The organism is Pedobacter sp. 01N416, from assembly GCF_056399685.1.
The window spans coordinates 1-20,209 of record NZ_JBFTRT010000083.1 but is presented as its reverse complement, the minus strand read 5'-3'; the positions used below and the strand labels follow the sequence as shown (position 1 = coordinate 20,209).

General features: G+C 40.1%; 20 protein-coding genes. 15 read left to right on the top strand and 5 right to left on the bottom strand.

Annotation, left to right across the window (positions count from 1 at the left end):
• Both AC1DND_RS07025 and AC1DND_RS07020 read left to right on the top strand, forming a co-directional pair.
• Positions 1-1,099, top strand: a 1,099-nt coding sequence (locus AC1DND_RS07025) for a sensor protein KdpD (RefSeq protein ID WP_477580259.1), incomplete at its 5' end; no start/stop codon positions are given.
• A gap of 87 nt (positions 1,100-1,186) precedes the next feature.
• The gene (locus tag AC1DND_RS07020) at positions 1,187-1,549 is read left to right on the top strand and encodes a hypothetical protein (protein WP_477580257.1); all 363 of its coding nucleotides are present in this window, start codon (positions 1,187-1,189) and stop codon (positions 1,547-1,549) included.
• Between the two features lie 155 nt (positions 1,550-1,704).
• On the opposite strand, the gene AC1DND_RS07015 is transcribed toward AC1DND_RS07020, so the two are convergent.
• The gene (locus AC1DND_RS07015; protein ID WP_477580255.1) at positions 1,705-2,445 is read right to left on the bottom strand and encodes an SDR family oxidoreductase; all 741 of its coding nucleotides are present in this window, start codon (positions 2,443-2,445) and stop codon (positions 1,705-1,707) included.
• A gap of 121 nt (positions 2,446-2,566) precedes the next feature.
• Here AC1DND_RS07015 and AC1DND_RS07010 point away from each other — a divergent pair, with 121 nt between their 5' ends.
• From AC1DND_RS07010 to AC1DND_RS06960, 11 genes are all read left to right on the top strand, one after another.
• Positions 2,567-3,142 (top strand): Crp/Fnr family transcriptional regulator, encoded by a 576-nt coding sequence (locus AC1DND_RS07010; RefSeq protein WP_477580253.1) that lies wholly within the window; start codon positions 2,567-2,569, stop codon positions 3,140-3,142.
• A gap of 267 nt (positions 3,143-3,409) precedes the next feature.
• A complete protein-coding gene (locus tag AC1DND_RS07005; RefSeq protein WP_477580251.1) occupies positions 3,410-4,204 on the top strand; it encodes an SDR family NAD(P)-dependent oxidoreductase in 795 nt (264 codons plus the stop codon).
• Positions 4,205-4,363: 159 nt separating this feature from the next.
• Positions 4,364-5,458, top strand: a complete 1,095-nt coding sequence (locus AC1DND_RS07000; protein ID WP_477580249.1) for a hypothetical protein — start codon at positions 4,364-4,366, stop codon at positions 5,456-5,458.
• A gap of 454 nt (positions 5,459-5,912) precedes the next feature.
• Entirely contained in the window at positions 5,913-6,497 is a 585-nt protein-coding gene (locus AC1DND_RS06995) for an RNA polymerase sigma-70 factor (RefSeq protein ID WP_477580247.1), read from the top strand.
• A gap of 10 nt (positions 6,498-6,507) precedes the next feature.
• Positions 6,508-7,467: a FecR family protein gene (locus AC1DND_RS06990; protein WP_477580245.1), complete on the top strand. Its 960-nt coding sequence runs from the start codon at positions 6,508-6,510 to the stop codon at positions 7,465-7,467.
• The gene (locus AC1DND_RS06985; RefSeq protein WP_477580243.1) at positions 7,467-8,477 is read left to right on the top strand and encodes an STN and carboxypeptidase regulatory-like domain-containing protein; all 1,011 of its coding nucleotides are present in this window, start codon (positions 7,467-7,469) and stop codon (positions 8,475-8,477) included. The genes AC1DND_RS06990 and AC1DND_RS06985 overlap by 1 nt, the downstream gene beginning before the upstream one ends.
• Positions 8,416-8,925 carry a hypothetical protein gene (locus AC1DND_RS06980; protein ID WP_477580241.1) on the top strand — a complete coding sequence of 170 codons (510 nt, stop codon included), beginning with the start codon at positions 8,416-8,418 and terminating at the stop codon, positions 8,923-8,925. Before AC1DND_RS06985 ends, AC1DND_RS06980 begins: the two co-directional genes overlap by 62 nt.
• A gap of 488 nt (positions 8,926-9,413) precedes the next feature.
• A complete protein-coding gene (locus AC1DND_RS06975) occupies positions 9,414-9,902 on the top strand; it encodes a putative immunity protein (protein WP_477580239.1) in 489 nt (162 codons plus the stop codon).
• A gap of 63 nt (positions 9,903-9,965) precedes the next feature.
• Complete coding sequence (locus AC1DND_RS06970; RefSeq protein ID WP_477580237.1) at positions 9,966-10,484, top strand: DinB family protein; 519 nt, start codon at positions 9,966-9,968, stop codon at positions 10,482-10,484.
• A gap of 107 nt (positions 10,485-10,591) precedes the next feature.
• Positions 10,592-11,182 (top strand): YdeI/OmpD-associated family protein, encoded by a 591-nt coding sequence (locus AC1DND_RS06965; protein WP_477580235.1) that lies wholly within the window; start codon positions 10,592-10,594, stop codon positions 11,180-11,182.
• A gap of 562 nt (positions 11,183-11,744) precedes the next feature.
• On the top strand, positions 11,745-12,713 hold the full coding sequence (locus AC1DND_RS06960) for a helix-turn-helix transcriptional regulator (protein ID WP_477580233.1): 969 nt from the start codon (positions 11,745-11,747) through the stop codon (positions 12,711-12,713).
• 343 nt (positions 12,714-13,056) lie between these two features.
• Here AC1DND_RS06960 and AC1DND_RS06955 read toward each other — a convergent pair whose 3' ends face one another.
• Positions 13,057-13,527, bottom strand: a complete 471-nt coding sequence (locus tag AC1DND_RS06955) for a DinB family protein (RefSeq protein ID WP_477580231.1) — start codon at positions 13,525-13,527, stop codon at positions 13,057-13,059.
• A 90-nt stretch (positions 13,528-13,617) separates the two neighbouring features.
• Positions 13,618-14,010, bottom strand: a complete 393-nt coding sequence (locus AC1DND_RS06950; RefSeq protein ID WP_477580229.1) for a winged helix-turn-helix transcriptional regulator — start codon at positions 14,008-14,010, stop codon at positions 13,618-13,620.
• A 92-nt stretch (positions 14,011-14,102) separates the two neighbouring features.
• On the opposite strand from AC1DND_RS06950, the gene AC1DND_RS06945 reads away from it, so the two are divergent.
• Together AC1DND_RS06945 and AC1DND_RS06940 are read left to right on the top strand one after the other, a co-directional pair.
• The gene (locus tag AC1DND_RS06945) at positions 14,103-14,843 is read left to right on the top strand and encodes an SDR family NAD(P)-dependent oxidoreductase (RefSeq protein WP_477580227.1); all 741 of its coding nucleotides are present in this window, start codon (positions 14,103-14,105) and stop codon (positions 14,841-14,843) included.
• A gap of 202 nt (positions 14,844-15,045) precedes the next feature.
• Positions 15,046-17,319, top strand: a complete 2,274-nt coding sequence (locus AC1DND_RS06940; protein ID WP_477580225.1) for an alpha-galactosidase — start codon at positions 15,046-15,048, stop codon at positions 17,317-17,319.
• A 414-nt stretch (positions 17,320-17,733) separates the two neighbouring features.
• Here the strand turns inward: AC1DND_RS06940 and AC1DND_RS06935 are convergent, their stop codons facing one another.
• A complete protein-coding gene (locus AC1DND_RS06935; protein WP_477580223.1) occupies positions 17,734-19,272 on the bottom strand; it encodes an FAD-dependent monooxygenase in 1,539 nt (512 codons plus the stop codon).
• 76 nt (positions 19,273-19,348) lie between these two features.
• Positions 19,349-20,209: AraC family transcriptional regulator (locus tag AC1DND_RS06930; RefSeq protein WP_477580221.1), on the bottom strand; the 861-nt coding region annotated here is incomplete at its 5' end.

Sequence of the window (20,209 nt, the reverse complement as noted above, 5' to 3'; positions counted from 1 at the left end):
GCATTTTTTGGATCTGGTTAAAAAATCCAGGCGCGGAAAGCTCAAAATTTACATCGGCATGAGTGCCGGTGTGGGTAAAACATACCGTATGCTCCAGGAATCGCATGCCTTGCTGCGGAATGGGGTAGACATTTGTATCGGCTATGTTGAAACCCACAAAAGAGCAGAAACAGAAGCCCTTGTTGCGGGCCTTCCCATTATTCCGCGAAGGAAAATTTTCTATCGTGGCAAAGAAATCGAAGAGATGGACCTGAAAGGAATTATGAATCGCCATCCTGAGATTGTTATTGTAGATGAACTTGCACATACCAATGCCGAGGGCAGTAAGAATACCAAACGCTGGCAAGATGTTTTCGACCTGCTCGAAGCAGGGATCAGTGTGATCTCGGCCGTAAATATTCAGCACCTGGAAAGCATTAATGAGGAAATTGAGCAGATTACAGGCATCGCTGTTACCGAACGTATCCCGGATAAGATATTGGAGATAGCCGATGAAATCGTGAACATCGACCTTACCGCTGACGAATTGGTTACCCGCCTTAAAGAAGGCAAAATTTACGATCAATCAAAAATTGAAAGAGCACTTGGCAATTTTTTTCAGTCCGATAAAATTCTTCAGCTGCGCGAACTGGCCTTAAAAGAGGTGGTGCACCAGGTAGAACGGAAAATCCAGACCGAAATCCCAAAATCAATTAAACTTCGGCCTGAACGTTTTTTAGCCTGTATTTCTTCTAATGCCGAAACCGCAGGGGTAGTGATCCGGAAAACAGCAAGATTAGCTTCCTATTACCGATCGCCATGGATTGTGTTGTATGTGCAGAGCGATAGTGAAAGCATGGAACGTATTAAACTCGATAAGCAGCGCCATCTGATTAACCATTTTAAACTGGCTACCGAGCTTGGGGCCGAAGTGATCAAAGTAAAGAGTAATGCGATAACCAAAACCATCATCGATATTGCAAACGAGAAAGAAATTACCACCATTTGCATCGGAAAACCCCATCTAAATATTTTTCAGGTCATTCTGCGTACGGCGGTTTTTAATGGTTTGTTGAAGAATCTGGCGATGAAGGATATTGATTTGGTTATCCTATCGTAAATAACAATGGCTGGCCACATCATTCTCAAATAATCAAAACCATATCCCTTTATATCGGGTTAAAATAATAGGACCTATAGAAGCAATATGGAAAAAAAAGATACCAAAACACATTTGATTAACGAGATCACCACTACAGGATTACAAACTGCGGCTAAGAAATTGGGCGCTTCGGCAAGTAAAGCACAGATTAGAAAAGGTGTTTCTCAAAACATCAGTTTAATTGATAAATTATTACGCATCGCGCTGATTAAAAGTAAAGATTCGTCGAAAAGGGTACAGAGAGACATAGACTTTGTTGGCCTGGGAATTATTGCAGCACATACCTTTTACCGCGGCTTTAAAAAGAAAAAACGATTGTTGATTTTTGAAGGCGCTTTTCTTACGGCTGCACTTGGAGGGGTATTATTGGCCACGCAACTTAAAACATTAAAACGGCAAATTGCGTGATATTTTGGAGTTGCGGAAAGTCGTCATCTCGATCCGATAGCTATCGGATGAAACGTAATGAAATGGGGATCTGAATAGATTTAGCTTCGCAAAGCACTATTTGGTTTCCAGACTGCGTTACACGCTGATCGAAATGACGATTTCTTTATTGTGGTTTACACCAATACCGAACCACCATCTACCACAATTACTTGCCCTGTGCCGTATTGTTGTTTCATGGTGTATAAAAATGCCTGTGCAATATCGCCGGCTTCTCCAACGCGCTTTACAGGTAAACGTTCACCTACACCAACATAGAGGTTATTTCTATCCTCATCGCTCATGCTGTTCCATAAATTGGTTTTAACCACACCTGGTGATACCGAATTTATACGTACTGGTGCTAGTTCTACAGCCATTGCACGGGTAAAACCTTCCACGGCGCCACAAATACTGGCCGCTACGCCCCAGCCGGCACTTGGTCTTGGGCTGGCAATACCTCCTGTTAAATTAATAGAACCGCCTGCCTTAATTTTCTTTGCTGCATATTTAACTGCAGCAAAAGCCCCCCAATACCTTAATGTAAAAAACTGACGGGCATCATCCAGGTTAGTTTCATTAATCGTATTCAATACCATATTTTCGCCTGCTGTATATACCAGGTGATCGAAAGGTTCGACCGAATTAAAAAACTGTTTGATGTTTTCTTCTTTACTCAGATCTACGGCAAAGCCTTGGCAGTTTTCGGGTAAGGATTTTAATGCCTCATTAATCCTGTTTTCATTACCGGAAACAATTACCACTTTTGCACCATCGTGCGCTGCGGCCTGTGCTGTTGCAAAACCTAGGCCTGAGCTTCCTCCTAATACGATCACTGTTTTTCCTTTCAGTGTAAATTCATTTGCTTTTATTTTCATGATGTTGTAAATTGAAGTGCAAATTTTGAGATATCAACGACCAATTCACTTACCAATTGGTAAAAACGGTCTGAGCTTGTATTTTTTGTCCAACTCAATTCCATACCATATATAAATCCCAATGCCGAACAAACTTATCAGCTATCTGAAACTGTACCATCAAATTTCGGCAGCAGAAGAACAGTATATCGTGGAAGCCTTTAATCCCAAAATGTTTAAAGAAGGAGAAGCGCTCTCCCAGCCAGGCAGTATTAGTAAAGAACTTTTTTTTATTGTTGATGGTGTACTCCGGATCGTTATCCGAAATGAAAAGGGGAATGAAGTGACCCATTACTTTTTAAAGGAAAATCAGTTTTGTACGATATTGAATAGTTTCCATAAGCAGATACCAGCAGAAGAGTGTATACAAGCAGCCTGCAATTGTGAGGTTTTAGGTATTAGTAGAACAGCGCTTTTGAAACTTTACGAACAGGTACCATATCTTAAAACACTTATTGATCAGATTACACAACAAGCTTTAATAGACAAGATCAATATCCGAAATGCCTATTTAGGGCAGGATTCTGCCAATAGATACCGGTTGTTTGTTACCCGTCAGGCCGACATTGCCCTACGTATATCATTAACAGACGTAGCTTCTTATTTGGGCATCACACCACAATCTTTATCCAGGATCAGAAGGAAGATCAATAGCTAGTGGTTATCTTCACTTAAACGTTAATCAACTAACAGATCAGGGATACGTTTATGGATAAGAAAATATGTTTATTGGGAGATGATAAGGGAGGCTATTTTGGCATTTCTTGCTTTAAGCTGTTCCTGTTCAAAAGCAATACCCGATTATTGTAGTCTTGCCATTCATTTTAGCATATTCTTATGACACTTTTTATCCAAAAAATTGTTCAGTTTGTATAACCCTAGGGCAATAATTATTTTATCATAAACATTAATTTAAAAAGGAAAAATGGATTTACAGTTAAAGCATAAAACGGCTTTTATAAGCGGCTCTACCGCTGGGATCGGATTCGCAATTGCCGAAAGTTTATTAAAAGAAGGTGTAAAAGTAATTATCAATGGCCGGTCGCAAAGCAGTGTAGATGATGCAGTGAAATCGTTGCAAGGTATTGCTGGGAGCGAATTTATTTCAGGAATAGCTGCTGATTTTTCGAAAGCCGATGAAGTAAATGACCTGATCGATAAACTACCAGAGATAGATATTCTGATCAACAACGCAGGTATTTTCGAACCTAAAGCTTTTGAAGAGATCAGTGACGACGATTGGTTTAGGTTTTTCGAAGTTAACGTAATGAGTGGGATCAGGTTGTCGCGGCAGCTATTCCCCAAGATGTTAAAGAAAAATTGGGGCAGGATTATTTTTATCTCCAGCGAATCGGCCGTGTTTATCCCGGATGAAATGATCCACTATGGCATGACTAAAACTGCACAGCTGGCGGTTAGCCGTGGTTTGGCAGAATTAACCCAAGGTACCGGGGTAACCGTCAATTCAATTTTGCCAGGCCCTACCAAATCAAAAGGGGTAGGTGTTTTTATTGAAGATTTAGCTAAAAATGGAAACATCACTATTGCTGAGGTAGAAGCCGATTTCTTTAAGAACATGCGGCCCACTTCCTTACTGCAACGCTTTCTTGATGTGAGTGAAATTGCAAATGCGGTTACTTTTTATGTAAGTCCGTTAGCCTCCGGAACCAATGGGGCTGCCATTAGGGTGGAAGGCGGTTTAGTGAGATCAATATTGTAGCAGATTTAGGCGTTTATATTATGCTGGTGAACTTTTAACTTATCATTTTCAGCTGCTAAAAAAAGACTTCTAATAATATTGGGGAGCACTGAAATATTTTTTTTGCTGCACGTAGGGGTAAGTGTCGTGTTTGTTGTCTCATTTTAAAATCAGACAGAAATGGACACAACTTCGACAAAAATTAAAAACAGCTTGGCTACAAGCATTAACTTCAAAAAAGCATCTGGTGTTAAAGCATTAGGTTTAGCTATACTATTAAGCACAGGTTTAAATGGTTTTGCACAAGAAGGCAAAAAAGGGAAAGTAAATATTGGTTTTGTATACCCGGTAAGCACAAACGGAACCCATGCCTCGTTAGATACAAATGTATTTTCTTTAAACGCTTTGGTTGGTGTTTCGGCAGCAGAAAAAGGGCTGTCATTCGCAGGCCTTTCCAATATCGTGCGTAAAAATGCTAGTGGTACACAGTTCGCAGGTTTTTCTAACCACATTGGTGGCAAAGCAAGTGGGGCGCAGTTTGCAGGTTTTATCAATACTTATGGTGGAGGGAATGGGGCCGCTATTGCAGGTTTCGCCAATATCTCAAAAGAAAACAGTGGCGCGCAGGTAGCTGGTTTTATGAACTGGACTTCGAAAAATGTTTCCGCCGTGCAGGTTGCAGGTTTTATGAATAAGGCTGCCGATGTAAAAGGTTCACAAATTGCAGGTTTTATCAATGTGGCAAAGAAAGTGAAAGGCGTTCAGCTTGCTGGTTTTATTAACGTGGCCGATAGCAGTGATTATCCGATTGGGATTATCAATATTGTTAAAAATGGCGAGAAAAGCATTGCTTTAACTACCAACCAGAATTTAACGACCATGGCCACATTCAGATCGGGCGGGAAAGTATTATATGGTATTATCGGCGCTGGTTATAACTTTAAAAATAAAGATGAAGTTTATGCTTTCGAAGCAGGTTTAGGTGCTCACTTTTTTCAATCAGAACACTTTAGGCTAAATGCAGAACTTACCTCGGGTTCATTGCAAAACTTTAAACGTGGCAATTATTTCAAATCTACCTTTCAGTTACTGCCTTCGCTTAGGATAGGTCAGAATTTAGAAATTTTTGCAGGGCCATCGTTCAATTTTGTATCAACCAATACCGAAGAGGGAAAAACCCTACAGAAACACTACATAAAAAGCTGGGATAGAAAAGACAATACCCTACATGCCCTGTTTTTAGGTTATACAGGTGGTTTGGCCATTAGTTTTTAAAATGAATGATTGAATAATTAAATGATTGAATGAGTGAGTTTTGAATGAGGGAATGATTGAGTTTCGCATACCGTCCAACATACACTCAATCTCTCATTCAAAATTCAATAATTAATAAACCTATATATGATTGAATGAGTGAGTTTTGAATGAGGGAATGATTGAGTTTGCATACCTCCAACATACACTCAATCTCTCATTCAAAATTCAATAATTAATAAACCTATATATGATGAATGAGTGAGTTTTGAATAAGGGAATGATTGAGTTTGCATACCTCCAACATACACTCAATCTCTCATTCAAAATTCAATAATTAATAAACCTATATATGATGAATGAGTGAGTTTTGAGTGAGGGAATGATTGAGTTTTGCGTACATCCAACACTTACTCAATAAATCATTCAAGATTCAATAATTAATAAACATATATATTTGATTACAATTAAACCCGTGGAATTAACCGTAGTAGCTTCCAAAATCAGCCATCAATACCATGATGATACCGCATTTGAACATTTGTTCAAAACGCATTACAATGCACTGCACGCTTATGCTCAGGTGATTTTAAAAGATGAAGATGTTGCTGAAGAAATTGTACAGGGAATGTTCTTAAAGTTTTGGGAAAAAAGAGAAAACCTTAAAATACAATCTATAAAAGCATACCTCTACAAATGTGTTTACAACGATAGTTTAAACTACATTAAACAGGAGAAAACCAAAAGCAAATACCAGGAATTTACGGTACACACCATGAATACAGAACATGAACCTGCTGCTGCAAAATTCGAATTTACTGAACTACAGCAGCATTTAAGAGATGCCCTGAACCATTTACCAGAACAATGCCGCACCATTTTTCAAATGAGCAGGTTCGAAGAATTGAAATACCGCGAAATTGCCGATCATTTAGGTCTGTCAATCAAAACGGTAGAAAATCAAATGGGAAAGGCTTTAAGGATTTTAAGACTAAAACTTGCCGATTTCCTGGTGTTTATTTTACTCGGATTATGGTATTACAACGATTTTTTTAATTAGAAGAAAGCGCATGACTGATGAATTATTGATAAAGGTTCTTCTAAAAGAAAGTACTATAGAAGAAAACGAAAAGGTAGAAAAGTGGTTAAACGCTGCCGAAGCCAATAAAAAACATTTTACCCAGCTGGAAACCATCTGGCAGGTAAGCAACACCTTAAAAAACGATAACAAAAAGGATGAAGAACAGGCATGGACAAGTTTTAAGGCGAGAAGAGCAGATTTAAAACCGCAAGGTAACAACGTTAAGCGGTTAAATGTTGCTAAAGTTTGGCTAAAGATGGCTGCGGTATTGTTTATTGCCGTTGGGGGATGGATCGCATATAGTTTATACGGCCCCGGAAAATATACCGAACTCACGGCTACCTATCAGGTACGTACCGAAACCTTACCTGATGGATCGGCGCTTACCTTAAACAAGAATACCAAAATAAGCTATGCCACTAACTTTAAAAACAACAGAAAACTGAAGTTGGAGCAAGGTGACGTGTTTTTTGATGTAGCCAAAGATAAAACGCATCCTTTTGTAATCGATATCGAAAAGATAAGTGTAGAAGTAGTGGGTACGTCCTTCAATATCAGGCATATAAAAAAGGATACCGAAATTAACGTAGAAACCGGAATTGTGAAGGTTCGCCTGGCCAATGATGAAATTAAGCTTTATAAGGGTGAAAAAATCCACATCGACGGCAATACCCGTAAACTGGTAAAAGAACAAAGCACCGATCAGCTTTACAACTATTACAGAACCAGACTAATTCAGGGCAATAACCTTCCGTTATGGAAACTGGTTAACACTTTAAATGAAGCCTACGGAAGTAATATTATGTTAGATGATAAAGTTAAAGATTTAACCATTACCACCACTTTCAAAATGGATTCGTTAAATGATATTCTGATCGTTACCTGTGAAACTTTAAATTTAAACTTGACCCGTAATGGCAACGCCATTTTGTTGTCTGCTAAAAAATAATGAAGACAAGGCTAATTATTTTATTGCTCTTTATTTCGGGCTATTGTAGCGCACAGGTTGCCACAGTCGATTATAGAAGGAATTTATCAAAAGGAGTAAGCTTAAATGTTAAGCAGGAACGGGTTGGCAATGTTTTGCAGATGATATGCAAAGCTGGCGGATTCTATTTTTCTTATAATGGTGCACTGTTCCGACAGGATAGCCTGGTTAACCTGAATGTGAAGAATGTTCCGGTGCGCGAGGTTTTAGATCAGCTATTTGATGGTAAGGTAGATTATAAAGAAAATGCCGAATACATTATTCTTCGCTATGCCGTAAATCATTTAACAATAGAAGCAGAACACATTGCTAATGGCGACAATGAATATGCAATAAGCGGTTATGTAGTTGATACCCGAACAGGCAATAAAGTTAAACAGGCCAGTGTTTACGAAAAAAAACTGCTTCAGGCTGCACTTACAGATAACAATGGTTATTTTACATTGCGTTTTAGAGGCGAGCACAGTGGCGTAATTTTAACGGCGAGTAAAGAAACCTATCGCGATACAGCCTTGGTTTTCCTGGCTGACATCAATATAAAACCTGAGAAATACGAAGATCCGGACAAAGAGAAAGGCGCATTTTTTACCAACACATTTGGAGGGCGGGGCATATGGCGTTTTTTGCTTTCCTCAAAGCAACGCATCCAGAATCTTAATATTCCTGATTTTTTGGCACAGACACCATTTCAGGCATCGTTTACCCCTGGCTTAAGTTCGCATGGCAGCATGAGTTCTAGTGTAGTAAACAAGGCATCTTTAAATGTACTTGGTGGTTATACTGCCGGAACAAATGGCTTTGAAATAGCGGGTGCGTTTAATTTAACCAAAGGCGATATTAAAAAGATTCAGGTAGCGGGCGTGTTCAATGTAGTTGGCGGATCAGTAAAAGGCACGTTTTCAACTGGCTGTGGTAAATCTGGCCGATTCATCATCGGGTATCAGTATCGGGTTGATCAACCTATCCAATAATGGCTACCGCAAAATAACAGTATATAGCAACGAGGTAATCAATACCAACATCGCCTTTAAAACCGGAAATGCCAAATTATATACCTTATTAATTGCAGGTGAAAATTTTTCAGATACTGCCCAAACATTTACTTTTGGATTAGGCCTTGGTCATGATTTTATATTAAACAAACGTTTTGCTATCTCCGCCGAAGGAACCATTCAATCCATATATCCCGGCAATTTTGAAGAAGCAAACAACCTCTACAGGCTACAGGCAAACCTGCAGTTTAATGCTTTGTCGAGGCTTGCTTTTTTTGCAGGACCCGCGTATTCATATTACGTGAAGGGAGAAGCTATTCCTGGCGAAAATTATAAAAAGGAAGTGGCGCCCGCCTGGAGCCATCATTTTAAAAACGGTGCACAAGGTTGGCTAGGTTGGAATTTTGGCGTTATGGTTTCTCTATAGATCGTTTATTTTGCCAATTTTATGACTTCAATTAATTAAATGGCTATATTTGATTACCAATTTTAATCTTATGTTATTATTTGCGGTTCCGCTATATTTTATTGTCTTTTTTGGTTGGATCATTTACGCTTCCTTGATTAAGAAAAACTTGAAACAAAACATGCCAATGTTTTATTTTGGAGGTGTGTTTAGCTTGATCTGGATTGTGATTGTAACCATTGCCTATATTTAAGTACATCAATCATTATAAGGTCTGACTCCTGTTGCACCATCATTTTAAAACGCGGCACAAATTGGTTGCTTGAACTTAAGGCTTACTTTTTCATCGTAAACTTAGTATTCTACTGTCTTCGCTCTTGCATTGTCAGCCTTTTCTTTAATATTGATTACATACATTTTGTTTATGGCTTTGAAATTTATTATCCAGATAAAGAAGGAGAGCTGACGGCTCAAACTGAATAAGAATGATTTAAAATACGTTAAGATTTATGCCGACTTTATCGAAAATTAAAATAGTTGATGATATCTATCTAAGAGCTGAAATTGATAGCATTTACAAGAAAACAGATCAGATTTCTTTGGCAAAGTGGGCCATTAAGTGTGCAAAAAATGTATTAACCTGTGTAACGGATGAAAATATAGATTTATCCATTATTGAAATCGGGTTTGAAATAAATAAACGCTGGCAAGCTGGAAAAGCAAGTGTTCACGAGGTTAGACAAGCTGGTTTCAAAATTCATGAGCTTGCCAGGGTATGTAGTACAGAGGTGACGAAAAATGCCATTCGAACAGCCGGTCAGGCGGTAGGTGTTGGGCACATGAGGGAGCATGCTATGGTATGCGCTGATTACGCAATTAAAACTATTGGCCTAGCCTTCCATAAAGATTTAAATCGGATTAAAGCCGAACGTATCTGGCAATTGGAAATATTAAAGAAGATAATAGCCAAGGAAGGAGAAGAGCCTCAAACCGAATAAAAATGTTTTAATTAAGGTAATGATTTCTTTAAATCGGATCTAAAATTTTAAAAATAAATATGAATGGCGCAACAATTAGAAGTTTGGCAAAGAGGGCCACTGCCCGAAATTATCCCGATGTTACAGCCTGTAACACATGCCTTATTACAAGCAAGAGAAGAGATTAATGAGTATATGGTCGACTTCCCAATCGAACTGCTTTGGCAACGCCCAGCCGGAATGGCATCTACAGGTTTTCATATTCAGCATTTAAGTGGGGTGCTCGATCGGGTATTTACTTATGCCAGGGCAGAACGTCTTTCTGAATTTCAGTTTGCCCAGTTGGCTGAAGAGGGTAAAGATTCGGCAGCGGGATATACCGTGGCAGATCTTGTTAACCGTTTCAACAAACAGGTAGATCTTGCATTAGCGCAGATCAAAAGTACAGACGCAACCACATTGCCCGATTATAGAGGCGTAGGTCGCGCAGGACTCCCTTCAACTGTTATCGGCTTGTTGTTCCATGCGGCAGAGCATACCATGCGCCATGTAGGGCAATTGATGGTTACCGTAGCGGTAGTGAAGAATTATAAACAAGTTTAAAACCACCACTGCCATAGGGTTGTCACTCCGACTGCTAAATTTGCTGCATGTTTAAAATAATTGACGGATTATCTCTTCCGGAAAATTATTTTATTAATTGAGAAATAGTGGAAAACAAAGTAAAAGATATAGAAACTTTTTGTCCCGTCAACATCAAAGAATGGCGGGATTGGTTAGCCGCTCATCATGAGCTTAAATCGTCAGTTTGGCTTGTTTATGGCAAAAAGGGCTCTGGTTTGCCAAGCATTACCTGGAGCGAAGCTGTAGATGAGGCCCTTTGTTTCGGCTGGATAGACAGTATAAAAAAGCCCATAGATAAGGAGAGGTTTATGCAGTTTTTCTGTAAACGGAAAGCCAATAGCATTTGGTCGAAAATCAATAAGGAAAAGGTAAAGCGCCTGTTGGCACAAAAACTTATCGCAAAAGCAGGTTTAGAAACCATTAAAAAGGCAAAAAAAAATGGGTCGTGGACAGCTTTGGATGCAGTAGAAACACTTAAAATACCTAAAGATTTAGCTTTAGAATTTAAAAACAGTAAAGACGCAAAGTTTTTTTTTCTTGGCCTAAGTAAATCTGCTAAGAAAGCCATCTTACAATGGATCGTAATGGCAAAAAAAGCAGAAACCCGGCAAAACAGAATTCTTGAACTTGTAAAATCTTCATCAGAAAACGTATTGCCTAAGCAATTTCTCCGCTAAGGGGCGGTTTGATTAAGTTATGGAGAAAACAAAAACATTGTCATCCTGAGGGTTAATTTATTGTATAAAAATCAATATTAATGGCGTATATAATTGATTGTTTTTTACCCTACAGCTTATGCTTTCCTCGGCTCACCGCCGCCGATGGGCTCTTTCTTTTTGGTGTCAAAAAGACCAGCAGAGCTAGCTTGAATGCCGTTGAAAATATAAAGACCCATGAAAAAACAAAAAACACCGGCTGAAAATTTTTCTTTCGAAGCTAGTGGGTTGGCTTGGGTAGTGCGGCCCGAAAAATTTGTTAGGCCGGATTTAAGTAGAACGGGGATACAGTACTACGGCCTAGTTGGGCGGAAATATCAGCCGGTATAAGTCGCTCATATTTAAATGATTACAAAATAACGTCATTGATATCCTGTTGAAGGACAAATGCTTTTTTATTTTGGACTAGTAAAGGTCTTCGACAGGCTCAGACTGACAACACGTACGCTTAACATAATGATATTGCACTAAGGGGCAAGCCATCTAAATTAGCTGTTTAATTAAATACCCAACATTTTTAAAAATGGATATTACCAAAAGATTTGACCGGATATTACAGATATTTTTTCTATTGCAATCTAAATCTGTAGTAACTACTGAAGAATTACAAAAGCGGTTCGAAATCAGTATAAGAACGATCTACAGGGATTTAAAAGCCCTTGAGATTGCCGGTATTCCGATCGTAAATGAATCAGGATCTGGCTATTCGATTATGGAAGGGTTTAGGCTACAGCCCTCAAGGTTTAGTCAGGAAGAAATTCTCAGCTTAATGGTTGCCGAAAAAGTGATGCAGAAACATGAAACCGAGTTTATTAAAAAACATTTTGAGGTAGCACTTATCAAAATAAAAAGTTCTTTTCAGGTGCATCAAAAAAGAGATTTCCTGCATTTAGAAGACACAATACATCTTAAAAACGATTTTAAATCTAATGATTACCTGCCCAACATTATCGATGTTTTGCTCAATAGTACCTTAAAGAAAAAAATAACCCATATCAATTACCTCAAAGGCGGTGATATTCATCCGATAGGAAGATCAGTAGAGCCAATCGGCGTATTCTACGAACACAGTCTTTGGTATCTTTTAGCCTATTGCCATTTAAGGAAAGATTACCGCAATTTTAGGTTAGACAGGATTAAAAAAGTTCTGGTGCTTGAAGAAAATTTTACTATCGCACACCCGCCAATTAACGAATTCAGGGATAAAAGTCTATCTGAAAATGTGATGAAAGTTGAAATTAAGGTAGACCGGAAGTATGCACATTTTCTATATTGGGAACGGCAGATTTTCGGATTCACAGGCGAAGAAATTTCAGATGATTTTGTGGTCATGTATTTCGAATGCTCCCTTTCTGTTGTTTCTTTTATCCGCTGGTTTGTTAAATTTGTTGATGTTGCTGAAATTATAGAACCAACCCATTTAAACAATGAGCTGATTGAAATAATGGAAGCTGGTTTGAAGAGAATAAAGAACAAAGAGGTTGTATCATAAATAGAGAATTGTCATCCTGAGTGATAATTTATTTTATAAAACCGATATAAATAACAATGAATTTTGAGGAGATAAATGGTCTTAATTATCGTCATTTCGACCGTAGTGGAGAACCCGAAGGCTCTGCGAAGCAAAATCTTTAAACTTTTCGGTAACATAGTTCAAAGATCTCTCCGCTCCGCATTGCTTCGGTCGAGATGACGACCCTTATATTGGAATTTGCCAATAGTAGCCAATCGAGGGCACTGTTTAAATGTATCCCAAAGACGTTTCGACTAATTGTCCAGATTCAACTGACAAACACCAAAGGAAATTACAACTTATCATAAAACCTTTTTATTGTTTAATAACGGTCCCAGAAAAATGGAGGCTCAATGCCTAAAGCCCTTAAGTATACAAAGCCTTGCCCGCGGTGGTGTATTTCGTTATCAATGAAATACAATAGGTGGCTAATGATCGAAAACTCGTACTGCCCGAATAATTTAATTGTTTCATGAAGCTGATCTTCAGAGATTTGGTTAAAATATTCTACAATTTTTGGGGTATCCTCATCCCATTTTGTTAGTAGCTCTTCCTTGGTATTCAGCGGAAGATCATGACTAAAGGGAGCTGTTTCTCTGGTGACCATTTCTTTTAAACCAGGAACATTAATGGATAACAGCTCTTTAATTAATGAAGAAAAAGGCCTCATTCCACCGACCGAAAATTCGAACAAATCTTTTTCAGGAAATTTTTCAATGGTTTTTCTGGTTAGTTTTCTGTGACCTAACCAATGCTGTAATAATTCGCTTTTAGTAATCATAGTTGCTGACATCTTGTTATATTATTTAATAGAACAAAACTAAGACTGGCCTATGACAACAGTTTGTCAGTCGAAAAACGGGATATTATTTTTATTGAAAATTTATTTGTCTTGCAATACGCTAGCAGATAAATCTTGCATTTGGTTAATATGTTCCCGGTACATATTGCSCCAGTCAGACATTGCATCCAACATCGGTTTCATGGTACGGCCCAAATCGGTTAGGCGGTATTCTACCCTTGGCGGCACCTCTGGAAAAACAACACGGGTAATAATCTGGTCTTTCTCCAGTTCTCTTAACTGGGCCACCAACATCCGCTCTGATATGCCGATGATGTCCTTTTTAAGCTCGCCATAACGCATGGTACCATAAGAAAGGCGGCACAATATAGCGGGTTTCCACCTTCCACCGATTACCGCCAGCGATGAGGACATGCCACAGCTGTCGATCATCATTTTTTCGTTCAAAGCATTGGTTGATGTTTCTTTTCTCATTTCTTACTTTTTTGTTAGTACCTAACAATTTGTTGCTTACCTGCAAATGTAAAGTATCTCTTTTACTTTAGCATAAAATTTAAAAAATACAGATGAAAAAATTAACAGATAAAATTGCTTTGGTAACAGGAGGAAGCCGGGGCATAGGTGCAGCGATTGTAAAAAGATTAGCCGCCGAAGGTGCGAAAGTAGTATTTACTTATGCCAATTCACCAGAAAAAGCTTATGCCGTAGTGGCTGAAGTTGAAGCCGCGGGTGGCCTTGCTGTGGCAATAAAAGCAAGCAGTGCAGTACCAGCTGAAGTAACTGGCGCAGTGGCTAAAACAATAGCCGATTTTGGCCACATTGATATCCTGATCAACAATGCCGGTATTTACATTGGCAAAGCCTTTGAAGAACATACACTTGAAGACTATAAAGAAATTATGGCCGTTAATGTACAAGCAGTTTTTGTGGCCGCTTTGGCTGCGGCAAAAGGTATGCCTGAAGGTGGCCGGGTCATTACCATTGGCAGCAATATGGGTGATAATGCTGTTGGTCCTGAAACCACTTTGTATACCATGAGTAAATCGGCCCTTCAGGGTTTTACACGTGGTTTAGCACGCGATCTTGGTGCCCGAAAAATTACGGTAAACCTGATTCAGCCCGGACCAATCAATACCGATATGAATCCCGCAGATGCACCATTGGCTGATTTCTTGAGAACCCGTATGGCTTTGCCAGATTATGGTACGGTAGAAGATATTGCATCATTTGTAAGCTTTATTGCAAGCGAAGAAGCCAGATACATCACTGGTTCGTTTTTAACAATCGACGGTGGGTTGAACGCATAAAGCGATCGCTATCTTTGCTTTAACGCTTTAATGTGTTCAGATTAAATTTCTGGGCACATTTTTAGCTTAATACATTGCCTAAAGATTCTATTTAGCCTTTTTATAATGTTACCTGGAGTTTTAGTCGATTTATTGATAAAACATTAAACGTTCGTAAAATCTCCGCAATTTCCATATTTTAGCATGACTGACAACAAAGAATATGCTGAAATTAATAAGGCTGAAAAGTACAATCGCCTTAAAACTAACCAAATTGCCTGCAGGTAATCCCCATCCACTTTATAAAGTAATTGTATTGCTGTTTGCGGTGTTTTTAAATTATGGATTTGCCGAAGCCTTAGCCCAGCAGATCCCAGTTTGGAAAAGCGCCCAGGATAATCTGAGTACTGTAGATTGGCTTGTTCATGCAGAAGGTCACCCTGCGGCTGTTTTTAAAAGTGCAGATCAAAAAGATATTATTTTAAGCAATGGCCTGCTTAAGCGGGTGTTCCGTTTATCGCCAAATGTGGCCTGTACCGATCTTCGCAACCTGACTACTGGTGAGCAGTTGCTCCGGTCAATTAAACCAGAGGCCCAGGTGACCATTAACGGCAAAAAATACAATATTGGTGGTTTATATGGCCAGACAGAAAATGCCTACATTACTATTGGCATACTGGCCAGTTTGAAAGCGAATGCAAGAGATTTTCAGTTCCAGGAATATGAAATTACTGCATTGCCACAGTTTATCAAATGGAAACCAGGCTCCATGTGGACGGCTAATAAGAAAAATCCTACAGGCAAAACATTAACATTTACCTATAAAAGTTCAGACGCGAAACTAAACGGTGTTTTGGTTAAGGTAAATTATGCACTGTACGATGGACTTCCATTGATGACCAAATGGGTAACAGTCGAGAATAAAACGGATGCTCCAATCAAGATTGATCAGGTGGTAAATGAGGTGCTCGGCGTTGTAGAAGAAGAAAGCGCTGTTGTGGGTGGTACCGATAAAATGAAAACACCACATGGTATTTATATCGAAAGTAATTTTGCCTTTAACAATGCCATGAAGTACAGCTTAAGTGATCAGAGCACGCATTGGAAGGCCGACAGCCTTTATACTTCACAGGTGAATTACGATAAAACCACCCCTTGTTTATTGGAGGTATACCCAGATAAGGGCGTGAATGTTGAACTCGCTGCAGGCGAGGTATTCAGCTCTATCCGCACCAACGAGCTTTTAATGGATAGTTATGATCGGGAAAGACGGGGTTTGGCCATTCGTAAAATGTACCGCGTTATTGCACCGTGGACAACTCAAAATCCAATCTTTATGCACCTGGTGAGCAAGAACGATCAACAGGTAAAGAATGCCATTGATCAGTGTGCGGCAACTGGATACGAAGCACTGATTTTAAGTTTTGGAAGCCACCTGAATATGGAAGATTCTACCGCATCAAATATCCAGAAGTGGAAAAACCTTACCGAATATGCCCATGCTAAAAATATAAAGATTGGCGGTTATTCGCTTTTTAGTTCCAGAAGAATTAGTGATGAAGATGATGTGATTAGTCCGCTGACTGGAAAACCAGGAGGTGCCTTTTTCGGTAACGCACCGTGTTTTGGTAGTAAATGGGGTTTGAGTTATCGCGATAAAATCAAATATTTTTTCAAGAAAACAGGATTCGACATCTGGGAAAACGACGGGCCTTACCCTGGAGATGTATGTGCCTCAACCACACACCCGGGGCACAAAGGATTGGCCGATAGCCAATGGATACAGATGGAAATGCAAAAGGAACTTTACCACTGGCTAAGTGAACGGGGCGTTTACATCAATGCACCTGACTGGTACTTTTTAGATGGTACCAATAAAATTGCAATTGGCTATCGCGAAGTGAATTTTTCGTTGCCAAGGACTAACCAGATGATCTTGAACCGACAGAATATTTTTGACGGTACCTGGGAGAAAACACCGAGTATGGGCTGGGGTTTTGTGCCACTTACGGCCTATCAGGGGGGAGGTGCAGAAGCTGTACTTGAGCCACTTGCCGATCACCTTAAAGATTATAAACAGTTGATGATGCAATATTATGGAGCAGGGGTGCAGGCCTGTTATCGTGGCCCCCGCCTGTACGATACCGAAGCGACCAAAGAAACTGTAAAAGGCGTAATCAATTGGTATAAACAATACCGCGATATTCTCAATAGCGACATTATCCACTTACGCAGGGCCGACGGCAGAGATTGGGATGGTATTTTACATGTAAACCCTAGCCTGAAAACAAAGGGCTTGTTAATGGTTTATAACCCCTTGGATCAGGATATAGAAAGGGTAATTTCTGTTCCTTTATATTATGCAGGCATAACCCGTAATGTGATCGTAACCGATGACGCAGGAAAGAAAACGAGCCATGTGGTAGATGCCTCACATAAAATTCAACTTAAAGTCAAGATCAAGGCAGAAGGGTATACCTGGCTTAAGATGGAATAGACTGTTGAAATATTGCCAAAGAAAAACAGGTTGTATCACAAAGGCGATTTTACCTCAAATGTTGCCATCTTGTCCAAAGGACTTCTACGGAGAGTTTGTCGAAACACCTTGAAGCGTATTTAATAGGCCCTTCGACAAGCTATCAATGACAAGATTGTAAAAACTGGTCGTCATTCTCGCGCAGGCGGGAATCTTAATGCAACATATAACCCTACCAAGGCATTAGATTATTCATAAGCTTTCTTCTCTTCAAAGGCATTCATGAGCACTCCGTGGTTCCCAATCAAGTTGGGAATGACGATATTTCTCTCCCTGTCATCTCCACTCCAATGTTTTTCATAAATTAACCCTCAGGATGACAAATTCTATATTTATGATACAATCTCTTTTAGCATTAGCCAAAATTCTGATTTTTTATACGAACCATTGTGTCATTGCTTTTTGCAATTCGCTAATCTCTATCGCATTATTAGTAGCCCAGGCCACAATTCCATCAGGCCGGATCAATACCGCACATAACCCAAATTGATTTTTCGCAGTTGCCGAAATATAATCGATCTGGTTGTATTCACTAGCCAACTTTTTCAGTGAGGTATCATGGTCAAAACTGAGCATTATACCCCGGCCATTATGCATCAGTTCGCCAATTTTTGTTCCATTTTCAAATTCAAAATTAGGAACACTGCAACCAACCAGCGGATGCTTTCCACCAAGATTAATTTGAGTAGAAACGCCCCAAACCCTGCCCGCAAAATAGGTGGCGCCATCAACGGTATTGATAAGGTCGGTAACAATGGCATGCAAAGCGCGTGCGTTAGGATCAGGTTTCATAATTGCTGCCTGAGCACGCGACCAGTTGAGTACTTGTGCACCAATTGGGTGTCGCTCTGTACCATAACTATCCAACAAACCTTCAGGAGCTTTGCCGTGGATGGTGGCTGCAAGTTTCCAGCCCAGATTCATGGCATCACCCAAACCCAGGTTAAGCCCCTGGCCACCTAAAGGTGCATGAATGTGCGCAGCATCACCAGCTAAAAGTATGCGTCCGTTGCGGTAGCTTGTGGCTTGCCTTGCGCGGTCGGTCCAGGTGCTTGCAATATGGAGCGTACTGATGGTAACATCGGTATTTGAAACACGGCGCAGTACCTCTTGCAGATGTTCTTGTGTAACTGGCTTTGCCGAACCATGAAATGCACCACCATCAAAATCCTGTATGGCCAGGTAACCTGGCTGCGATTGCATGTACATCCCTGTTGGGGTTAGGTTTCGTCCTGGTTTAAGCAGCTCTGGATTGAGGATGTCTACCATAGTTGAGTAACCCGTAAATTCAGGCTCAGTTCCGGTAAATTCGAAACCACCGGTTTTGCGTACTGCGCTCCGGCTGCCATCGCAGCCCACAAGCCATTTACTTTCGAAAGATTGCCCACCCGCCTCTACAATTACACCTTCGTTATTTTGATGGAAGCCTGTAACGGGAAAACCTCGTTTAATTTCAACGCCTAAGGTTTCTGCCCGCCATGAAAATACAGTTTCCAGCTCCTCCATTTCAGTAATTAAACTGGTAGGTGTAGAACCCGGTAGGCGATATTTCCATTGGGTGGTATCGATGTCTCCATCGTGAAATGGAATGCCAGCGAAATGTCCTGCCTGGCGACGGGCCCCCTGCACAGCATTTTGGTGAGGGTTTTTAAGGTGTTTATGTATTTCAAGTTCTTGCAGCAAGCCACGGCGATAAAGCGCTTCAATAGTTGGTGCCGATAAGCCGCGGATACCGAAAGGAAGCTGTTTTAAAGGCGAGTGAGCCTCTACTGTTTTTTCGAGTATCAATACCCGACATTTGGCTAAAGCCAACTCGCAAGCTAGGAACAGGCCTACAGGGCCGGCACCAGAAATAATAACATCGTAAAAAGTAGGTGTGTGTATGGTTTTTTTATTTTTAAGTGTTGTGTTCATATCGTATGATTAAAACACAAAATTCTGGAATGCTGAGGCATTAGGCTTGTATAAACGCGACAATCCTCGGTTGGGTTCAGGATGAGAGATTAAGCAGGTCGTTGCTTAACACCTGTTTGCCTTTCTTTGCCTTTCGGGCGAATGCTGCAGGGCTAGTGCCACTATAACGTTTAAATTCTCTACTCAAGTGAGGTTGGTCGGTATAACCAAACTCATGCGCCAAACTGACCAGGTTGGCATCTGGATCATGCCACAATCGGTTGCGTACCTGCTCAAAACGCATCAGGCCCGATACATCTTTAACTGTATGGCCTGAAGAGCGTTTAAAGTTCCTTTCCAATGTGCGCACCGTTACATGGGCGGCCGCCGCAACCTCACTTACAGGTATAATACCCTTTGCTTCCTGCATTGCCATTCCAGCTTTGAACAACATACTGTTCGCAGCAACCTGCGCCCTTGCCTGCAAGAAATACTGCTTTACCGTTGCCGCCGCCTCATTTATTTTTCCATCAAGAATAAAGGTATTCAGTTTGGGTTGAAGCTGGGCCATGGGGTGCTCAAATAGATGTAATCCATGTTTGTTGGATGGGAGACCGAGCAAATCGAATACCGTCCATGGAAAGCACCTGATCCCAATGATTTCGAAACGATTTTTCGTGTAAAAAATAGCAGGCTGGTTAAGTAATCCCATCATAAATGGTGAGGGTAATGGTTTCAATTCACCATTGGAAGAAATGTTACAGCCGCTGCCAAAGTGAAAAATGATCTCTGCATAACCATCAGGTACAACTTCAAAGCTTGATAGTTCTGCTCCAGATACTCTTCTGTTGTACCAAAAGCACTTTATCGTATCCTGCAGCTCCTCTGGAGGTTCGAATTCTTGATGATGCATTTTTAATGGCGGCATATTCGAGGGGATTGTATGCAAGTATAGTGC